This window comes from Microcystis sp. LE19-41.2A, assembly GCF_027530405.1.
GTDB classification, from domain to species: Bacteria; Cyanobacteriota; Cyanobacteriia; order Cyanobacteriales; family Microcystaceae; genus Microcystis; species Microcystis aeruginosa.
Genome location: NZ_JAPZQJ010000349.1, coordinates 1 through 9,365 on the forward strand (window position 1 = coordinate 1; position 9,365 = coordinate 9,365).

A 9,365-nucleotide genomic window follows, 5' to 3' on the forward strand; every position below is an offset into this window, starting at 1 on the left:
CAAGCTTTTCTGGTCGGAACCCCCTAAGCCGAGTTTTCAAGGTGCTGCGCCGTCCACTTGGTTTTCGAGACTGGCCTTTTAATTCTAACGTAAAGCCAACCTAGAACGGCGGGGTTTCAGACCCAAAATTTCCGATGACAATCGCAACGGCCCACTTAAGAGAACGATCCATTATTTTCCTCCCTCGTCTCTATAACGGCCACAGGGATTTACTCTCGTTATTGCAGTTGGGAAATCGCGCCAAGCGCGGAACAAACTGGGAAACGATCTAACTCAATTATCTCTTGCTTTGGCCACCGAGAGATGGTAGGATAGGGGGTTTGTGATTTTTCTTAATAATCCCCCTCGCCTACGCCTACACGAGCTTCAAATCCCCTTCAGAGCAGTCCTATCCGTAATTTGAAATAACTCCTCAATGCTCCCCCATTTCGCCCCCCTAGAGGAGAGAATTGCCGCGCTCAAAACCTCTAGCCGGGGAATAACAACGACTAGCAATTAAACCCAAAACTAACCACCAGAGGGTACTAACCTGGGGACGATACCAAACTGTATCAAAGAAACCGTGGGCAAGAATTCCGGCCATAGCGGCAATTGCCCCGATTAACCAAAAGCCTTGACTATCCATTTTATCCCGTAAAAGTTTAATTTGATGGATGCCTTGGCCGATAGTTGTAACTAATAACCAGAGGAAACAGGTAAAACCAATGATTCCCGTTTCTACCATGATTTCTAATACCACAGAATAGGCACTTAAAGCCGTGTATTTTGGCTTCATGAATAGGGGGTAAATTTTCTTAAAAGCATCATTACCCGGTCCGATGCCCAAAAGCGGATAAGTTTGAATCATGCGGATAACTGCATCCCAAACATTAATCCGAAAGTTATTACTACTATCTTCCCGGCCGGCGAAAATACTCATCACCCGAATTCGCAGCGGTTCCACCAATAAAATCGCCCCTAAAACCACCACGGCTAAACCCCCTAAAACTAAGGGTAAAAGCCATGTTTGCCAAAATAAAGGTAGATAACTTTTGAACCAATAAAATAATAGCAATAAGAAGACAATTCCTAAGACCATCAAACCAATCCAACCGCCACGACTCTCGGTAAAAAATAAACAAGCGGCATTGGCTAAAGTTAATAAAGCCGCTAAAATTTTCGGTAGCCATCCCTGCCACACAAACAAGGCTGCACCGCTAAAAGCAATACCAGGGAATAAATAACTAGCTAATAAATTAGGATTACCGAGATAACTATAAACCCTAGTATCTCCGGCTAATTCTGAAGTGGGATCGTTCCAAGTTGCTAACTGTTCCGCACCAAAAATTTGCTGACGAATGCCGTAGATGCTGACTGCTAAGGCGGTTAAAACTAAAGTAGTCAGAATCCAATTTGTTAGGCGTGGTGAGCGCATGATTCGGGCGGTAAAGGCAAAAAAGATGAGATTGAGAGTTAATTTAATTAATCCTTCCAAGGCTGCGGTTTTAACGGGAGAAAAAGCCGTAGAAACCGTGGCAATTCCCCAATATAAAAGTACCAAAAGATGTATGGGTGTCACCCCAATTTTGCCTTCATCCACAAGGGTTAAGAGTAGCCAATAACCCGCTATTGCTAACAGCAAAAAACCGATTTGACTGGTGGAGAAAAACGGCGCAGTGGCGATAAGGAGAGAGATTAACAGCGCACCCATCAGTTCTGTCCACTGCACAAACTGGCTACCCTGTCGCCATTGACTAAAAAGGCCGACGAAACGATGCAGATAGCTATATTTTGACCAAGAAGCGGGCGAAAAGTTCAATAGGGTGATTTGTTTCCAAAAAGCATTCATAGGGTTTTTAGTTGCGGTTGTCACCAGCAAACTTTGATTAAGATACCGATTGTATCTTAATTGTTGACTCTTGGGAGCGAAAAGAGTTTCAGTCTGGTGTCTTAGGGCAGCTTCACACAGTCAAAACCTAATAGTATAACCAGTCTAGGCATGGGGTGAACGTAAAGCTTGACCTAAACGAGTTAAGCCTTGGGAACAGTCAAAACGATCGAGATGTACTTCAATAAATGATAGGCGATCGATGTTACCCTGGGCAATCGATAAAGCCTTTTCTAATTCCCCTTCTGTCCTGACTTGACAACTCCAACTTTCCCCGTTAAATACTGCTGGTAATTGGTGATATTTCCACGGTTGTAGATCATTATAAATATTATCCTGAATTACCCGCTCGATCGTGTAACCGTCGTTATTAATTAAAAAGATAATTGGATTGAGATGGTGACGGATAATTGTCGAAAGTTCTTGGGCGGTCATTTGAAAAGCACCATCCCCCACAAAGACGATAGGACGAGTATTTGGTGCGGCAAAAGCTACTCCTAAACAGGCGGGAATTGAATAACCAATAGAGAGATAAAATGCTTGACCGATAAAGTCGGTTTTTTGGGGCATTAATAAATCAATTGTGGCAATAATTGCGTCCCCTGTATCAGAAATAACAAAAGATTCTTGAGCGATAAAATGATTCATTCGCTCATAAAAACGAGCATTAGTTAATTTTTGCTCTGCCACGGCGATGAATTCTAAATTCTTCAATTCGGCCGCAGGTTTAATCTCTAGTGTAGCCGCTTCTTTGTGACTTAGCTTATTAATTAAACCCTCGATAAAATCCCCTAGGAATACTGGTTGATAGAAGTGATGTTTAATCTTGATCTTCTCGGAATTGGCATTAATCAAATTATTGGGATTTAAATTAGCCGTAAATCCGCCTAAATTCATATCGGACATGATCGCCCCTAAACAGAGGACACAATCGGCATTTTCCACCCGTTGACTAACGTATTCGCGACTTAATGCCCCCACATAAGTGCCGATAAATTGCGGCTGCATTTCCGAAATTGACGACTTACCTAAAATAGTGGTGGCTAAGGGATAACCCGTTACCTCTAAAAGTTTCAGCAACTTATCCTGGAGTTTAAACCGATGGAATTCTACCCCTGCTAAAATAATTGGTTTTTCCGCTTTTTCTAATAAAAAAGCCGCTTCTTCAATGGCTTCTTCTAAAGCGGCAGCATCCGTGAGATTATCGGTTAAATAAATTGGCTTTTCTGAGGGGATACAGGGACGATAGACTAGATCCCGGGGAATTTCGATATACACGGGACGTTTGTGATGCAAACAAGCGGCTAAAGTTTGATCGATTTGACTGGCTGCTTGGGCAGAATTAGTGAGAATAACCGAGGCAACCGTGACTTTTTCCATGATGGACAATTGCAGATTATAATCGCCCGTGGTGTGGTGTAATAATAAATTATCCCGGCGAATCGAGCGATCGGAAGCCCCACTAATTACCACCAGGGGAACTCTTTCAGCGTAAGCACCGACCACAGCATTAACTAGGCTAAATCCCCCGACTCCGTAGGTGACACAGACAGCGCCCATACCTTTGACTCGCGCGTAGGCATCGGCGGCATAACCCGCGTTAAGCTCATTACAGGTACAAACTAATTCGATCGGACTTTCCACCAAAACATCCATCAAATCGAGGACATAATCCCCCGGCACCCCGAAAACATGATTAACCCCTAAATTATGGAGACGCTGGCATAAATATTCGCCGATCGTGATCATAGCAATTTTCTCCCCTGTGTTGGCACTTTCACGCCGATCATAACGATTTTTTCAAAAAATAGGCTCATGCCCAGTAATGAACTAGAAAGTAAAAATCAGCAGACTTTAATTAAGTAGCTGTTTGCAATTAAATAGAAGATAGGTTTTGCACTCGATCCCCCCTGCCCCCCTTAATAAGGGGGGTGCCGACAGGCGGGGGGATCTTAGAGTTTTTTCCGCAGACCCTAATTATATCTAGCGCTGGTGATCAATGCTATAGTATAAAATCTGGGGTTTTTCTCTTGGGTGTAAAAAAATATCTGCGGCACTTTTTCAGGTATAATTTTTACAGGAGATTCCCTAAAACTTTCGACTTAAATAAGGCTGACTGTTAATGATTTTTACTGAATTAGTTTTGCAAAATTTCGGTCCATACGCCGGTCGTCAAGTGATTAATTTACGTCCCGAAAAAGACAACAATTCCTGTCCGATTATCCTTTTGGGAGGCATGAATGGGGGCGGTAAAACTACTTTAATGGATGCAATTCGTTTGGCTTTGTACGGTGCGCGGGCCAAGTGTTCTACTCGCAATAATTTAAGTTATGCCGAGTTTCTCAGTCAAGCAGTTAATAATCAAGCTTCCCTCATCGATCAAGCTAGAATTGAACTGGCTTTTGAACATCTAGTTAATGAACAATGGCGACAATATCGTATCGTTAGATACTGGACAAAACAGCCCAAAGATGGTAAGGATACCCTCGGTATTTTAGATGAGGATTGGCCCGATCCTGCCTTAGCTAATACTTGGGATGAATATATTGAAACTTTATTACCTTTGGGTATTTCTAACCTCTTTTTATTTGATGGGGAACAGGTAAAAGAATTGGCAGAACAGGATGTACCTCCTGACAGCGTTAAGGATTCGATGCAGACTTTATTAGGGTTAGAATTAGCGGAAAGATTAGCAGTTGATCTTGATATTTTGGCTAGTCGCAAGCGCCGGTTATTAGCAGCAGAAAATGAACTGGCAACTATTGAAGCTATTGAGAAAAAATTAGCCCAGTACCAAGAAGATTTAGAATTGGCTCGGCAAGAGATGGAAACTCAACAAAAAAATTTAGATTTAGTTAGAAATGATTTTGATGCAGTCTCGGATAAATTTCGCATTGATGGCGGCAAAATTGCCGCCGAAAGAAGTCAATTAGAGAGCAGAAAAAAGGAGGTAGATAAAAAGTTAGATAAACAGAGAGAATATTTAGGTCAATTGGCGGGAGAGTTATTACCATTAAAGTTAATTTTCCCTCTCCTAGAAGCGGCTAAAATTCAGGGAGAAAAAGAGCTAAAAGTTCAATCGGCTAAGGTCGCTCAATCGGTTTTAGAATCCAGAGATAAAAAGTTACTGGCTTATTTAGAACAACTAAGTTTAACTTTAGAACAATTAGAGAATATTAGGGAGTTTTTAGAGCAAGAAAATAAGTTTTTAGCTGAGGATAACGATTCTTTCGTTACTTCTTACTTAGATTTAGACGAGGAGGCGATCGAGTTATTAAATCGAGTCTTAACCCATCAACTACCGGCACAAATTAACCTCGCTCATCAAGCAATAGAACAATTAAGAAATCTGGAAGCTGACTTAGATAATTTAGAGCGAGAATTAGCAGTAGCAGCCTCTCCCGAAGAATACGAAACCCTGAGTAATAACTTAAAAACCGCTCAGAAAAACTATCTAAATGCTCAAGCAGAATACGAGCAAAGCCACAAAAATTACGAGGAAATTAAAAAGAAAATTGAGAAAAATAAAAAAGAATTATTTGCCTATAGTGAGAAAGCTTTAGAATCGCAAAATAACGAACATATCGTTAATGCTATTGTCAAAGCACAGCAAACTTTAAAAGTATTTAAGGAACGCTTAACTTTAAAAAAATTAAATAGATTAGAGGGAGAAGTGGCGGAATGTTTTCGTTATTTATTGCATAAGTCCGATCTGGTGCAGAAAATAGCGATCAATGCTGATACTTTTGGTCTATCTCTCTTTGGCCCCGATGGACAAAATGTGCCTAAACACCGTCTTTCTGCCGGAGAAAAACAACTATTAGCGATCGCTTTTTTGTGGGGATTAGCGCGAGTCTCCGGACGAGATTTACCCATCGCTATCGATACACCCCTCGGACGTTTAGATTCTTCCCATCGCCATAATTTAGTTGAACGTTATTTTCCCGCCGCTTCCTCTCAAGTCATCCTCCTCTCTACCGATACAGAAATTGGACAAAATGAGCTACTCTTATTAGAAGAACAGGAAGTAATCGCCAGAAAATACCTGCTAGAATATAATTCCCAACAACGTCAAACCACTATTCACCCCGACCGCTACTTTTGGTAAGATTATGACTGAGATAAATTCCCACGAAATCCTCGCCCAATTAACTTGAGACATCGGGTATTACTTCCAATTTTATCACTCAATCCAAGCCTTTGGGGGGGGAGAGTCGGGTCTCTGGGTTCTTAATGGAGACATTGAGAATCTAAGCCGTCTCGTCGAAGCAAGGAATTTCTAACAGCAATGTGGAAAGAATCCCCCGTCACAGCCTAGCTTGACGGTGGGAGTATGTCAACTGACTTGACAGTAAAACAACCCCACTCGCTTTTTGTTGCTCTACTTTGGGGTAGGATTCAAGAGCGCTGTTTAGGGATAAATGACTGTTCGTCGGCGCTATTGTCTAGTTTTTGAGCGTTTTTTCCAGCTGGGCTACCCTTGCTTTCTGTTGCTTCAAATCGGCTAGTTGTTTTAGTAATTGTTCTCTTACTTCATAGCGATAGGCAAAAAAATGCTCACCTATCCCTAGGGTCGCTAGATACTCTTCTAGCAGACGGGGTTTGACCCAGGCAATCACCGCCAGTTGCCACCAGAAACGGAACCGCGTCGGTCGGACAATCCCCTGCCGCCAGAGCAAGGAACGGAACAATTGCCACTGTTGCCCATCTAATTTACGGTTCGATTTGCCGCGCCATCCCCCCATCATCATGAAATGGTTGAAGGTTCGTTTCAGGTAGTTAACAGGATCGTAGATTTCCCAGAAAGCGTCGATGTATTCTTCGGTAATCTCTTCCACCGGGCGAGTTGGCTCAAAGTTCATCATGGCTCCCTGATGGAAAGTGCCCATGCCATCCACCAGACGACCTTCCCGTTGCAGGCGATTCCACAGGGCGGTATTTTGCAGTGCCTGGAGCAGGCTAAACTGCCCCTGGGGAATACTCGCCTCCATAATAAAATCTTTGATCCGCTGCCCTGCGCCAGGTTTCTCATTGTCAAAACCGATAATGAAGCCAGACATAATCTGCAGCCCCATGCGGGTAATTTTGTGACAGGATTCGATCAGGGATTGGCGGGTGTTTTGAACCTTGTTAATGCCCATTAAGCTATCGGTATCTGGTGTCTCAATCCCCATAAACACCAGCATAAAGCCGGCCTTGACCATTAACTCGATCAGTTCACTGTCTTCGGCCAGATTAAGGGAAGCTTCCGTAATCAGTTTAAAGGGATACTGGTGTTGTTCCATCCAGGGGATCAACTCCCGCAGAAACACCTTGGCATTCCGCTTATTGCCAATGAAGTTGTCATCGACAACAAAAATGTAGCGCCTCCAGCCCAGTTGATATAACGTCTCCAACTCAGCCAACATTTGTTCTGGGGTTTTGGTGCGCGGTTTGCGGCCATAGAGGTTGATGATGTCACAAAATTCGCATTGAAAGGGGCAACCGCGAGAAAACTGCACGGTAATCGCCAGATAGGCATCCAGATCTAGTAGATCATAGCGGGCGATCGGTGTCATGGTGACATCGGGTTTCTCGCTGGCTCTAAAGACACCACTCGGTTCACCCCGCTCTAGGGCTGCCAGGAACAGAGGGATTGTCAGTTCTCCTTCATCCAGAATCAGGTAATCTGCTCCAGCTTTTTGGGCAACTTCTGGATAGGAGGTGGGGTAAGGCCCGCCCACCGCCACTTTTTTACCCAACTGCAACCCTTTGGCAATCAATTCTTGAAAGTCCTTTTTCTGAATGATCATGGCGGAGATGATGACCAAATCGCACCACTCCCAATCGGAAGCCGTTTCTAATCGGACATTGCGATCAACAAACCGGATTTCCCAATCCGATGGTAACAGGGCTGCCACCGTAATTAAACCCAGGGGCGGATTGGTTGATCTTAAACCGGCTAGATCTAAAGTCTCTTGATAGGACCAAAAGGAGTTGGGCATCAGCGGCCACAGTAATAGGGCTTTCATTCAGGTGTCTCCAATGAAGAAGCTAGATGCTTTACATACTAGCCACAAAGCCCAAGTCGATCAAGACTTTTTTTTACTAATAAATTAGTTCTAAATAGGGTCTGCTGAAAAAGTTTTTCCTGGGGGTAGGAGTCAGTAGCCGGTCGTCAGGAGTCGGTCGTTTTAGGCTTTGTTGCCCTTGTTTTTTGTACCAAGCAATGTACTACAAGAAGGATAATGCAAGGTTTTTGAACGTCCCAATCCTATTTTCTTGCACTAACATCGGACTTTAACAGGTCAAAAGCTTTATTTTAAAAGGGTTTTACCATTATTCAGCAAACCCTATATACATTCAAAAACACTAAATTTAACCAATAAAATAAGGACGCTGCCAATTGCGTCCTCAAGGTATCTGGAAAAGGCTTTTTTCCTAGACTTTCCGAGAGTAGTATTCCACTACTAACAGTTCATTAATCGAGAGGGCAATCCATTCTCTTTCCACAACGCCATTCACTTTGCCCACAAGGGTGTTTTTGTCAAATTCCAAATGACTCGGCAGGTTGGCTAAACCGGGGTATTCCATATTTCTTTTGACGAGATCCTGGGAACGCTCTTGATTTCTAACTCCAATCACATCACCCGGACGGCACTGATAACTGGCAATATCCACAACTCTACCGTTAACGGTGACGTGACCGTGATTGACTAATTGTCGCGCCCCCGGAATTGTCCCAGCCATACCGAGGCGGAAAACGGTATTATCCAGACGCATTTCTAGGAGTTGCAGCAGTACCTGACCAGTGGAACCAGTAGCCCGGCGAGCTTTGCGGACATAGCGAACTAATTGTTTTTCGCTGACACCGTAGTTAAAACGCAGTTTTTGTTTTTCTTCTAGACGAATGGCATATTCTGAACGTTTTTTGCGGGCCTGGCCATGTTGCCCCGGTGCATAGGCACGACGGGCATTTTTACGGGTTAACCCTGGTAATTCCCCTAAACGACGCACAACGCGCAAGCGCGGTCCTCTATAACGAGACATACAGACAGTCTGCTCCTATTTAAATTTATCCCAAAACTATTATCATAGCACAAATTAAGTAATTTATTTGGGGTGTGGGAAGTGGGGTAGTGGGAAAGTGGGGAGGTGGGGTGTAGGGTGTAGGGTGTAGGGTGTGGGGTGTGGGGAGAATAAATAAAAGCAATCTCCTGAATACTGACTCCCGACTCGGAGAATACTGATCACTGATTACTGATTACTGATTACTGATCACTGATTCAAGCCTGACGGCAGCTGATGTATTTTTTTCATCGGAAATTTTGGGTCTGAAACCCCGCCGTTCTAGGTTGGCTTTACGTTAGAATTAAAAAGCCAGTCTCGAAAACCAAGTGGACGGCGCAGCACCTTGAAAACTCGGCTTAGGGGGTTCCGACCAGAAAAGCTTGGCCGGGTAAAAAGTCGCGCGCAACAAGTACAAGAAGCTATAGGCGGTCAACGTACCGTGGGACAC

The 9,365-nt window shown here is 43.6% G+C and carries 6 protein-coding genes and 1 pseudogene; 2 read left to right on the top strand and 5 right to left on the bottom strand.

Annotated features, from left to right (window positions below; genetic code table 11):
* Window positions 1-436: 436 nt before the first annotated feature.
* Together O9290_RS14270 and O9290_RS14275 are read right to left on the bottom strand one after the other, a co-directional pair.
* Window positions 437-1,828: an IctB family putative bicarbonate transporter gene (locus O9290_RS14270; protein WP_288055459.1), complete on the bottom strand. Its 1,392-nt coding sequence runs from the start codon at window positions 1,826-1,828 to the stop codon at window positions 437-439.
* A gap of 144 nt (window positions 1,829-1,972) precedes the next feature.
* Window positions 1,973-3,616, bottom strand: coding sequence for an alpha-keto acid decarboxylase family protein (locus tag O9290_RS14275; protein ID WP_288055456.1), 1,644 nt, complete (start codon window positions 3,614-3,616; stop codon window positions 1,973-1,975).
* 373 nt (window positions 3,617-3,989) lie between these two features.
* Between O9290_RS14275 and dndD the strand changes: the two genes are divergently transcribed.
* A complete protein-coding gene (gene dndD, locus O9290_RS14280) occupies window positions 3,990-5,975 on the top strand; it encodes a DNA sulfur modification protein DndD (RefSeq protein ID WP_288055454.1) in 1,986 nt (661 codons plus the stop codon).
* 100 nt (window positions 5,976-6,075) lie between these two features.
* Window positions 6,076-6,190 (top strand): annotated as a pseudogene (locus tag O9290_RS14285) (zinc ribbon domain-containing protein); the annotation flags it as partial.
* Window positions 6,191-6,312: 122 nt separating this feature from the next.
* On the opposite strand, the gene O9290_RS14290 reads toward O9290_RS14285, so the two are convergent.
* The 3 genes from O9290_RS14290 to O9290_RS14300 all read right to left on the bottom strand — a co-directional run bounded on the left by O9290_RS14290 (window position 6,313) and on the right by O9290_RS14300 (window position 9,100).
* The gene (locus O9290_RS14290) at window positions 6,313-7,878 is read right to left on the bottom strand and encodes a B12-binding domain-containing radical SAM protein (protein ID WP_287676298.1); all 1,566 of its coding nucleotides are present in this window, start codon (window positions 7,876-7,878) and stop codon (window positions 6,313-6,315) included.
* 409 nt (window positions 7,879-8,287) lie between these two features.
* Window positions 8,288-8,896, bottom strand: a complete 609-nt coding sequence (rpsD, locus tag O9290_RS14295; protein WP_002737433.1) for a 30S ribosomal protein S4 — start codon at window positions 8,894-8,896, stop codon at window positions 8,288-8,290.
* A 63-nt stretch (window positions 8,897-8,959) separates the two neighbouring features.
* The gene (locus tag O9290_RS14300; protein WP_265795732.1) at window positions 8,960-9,100 is read right to left on the bottom strand and encodes a hypothetical protein; all 141 of its coding nucleotides are present in this window, start codon (window positions 9,098-9,100) and stop codon (window positions 8,960-8,962) included.
* Window positions 9,101-9,365 lie beyond the last annotated feature (265 nt).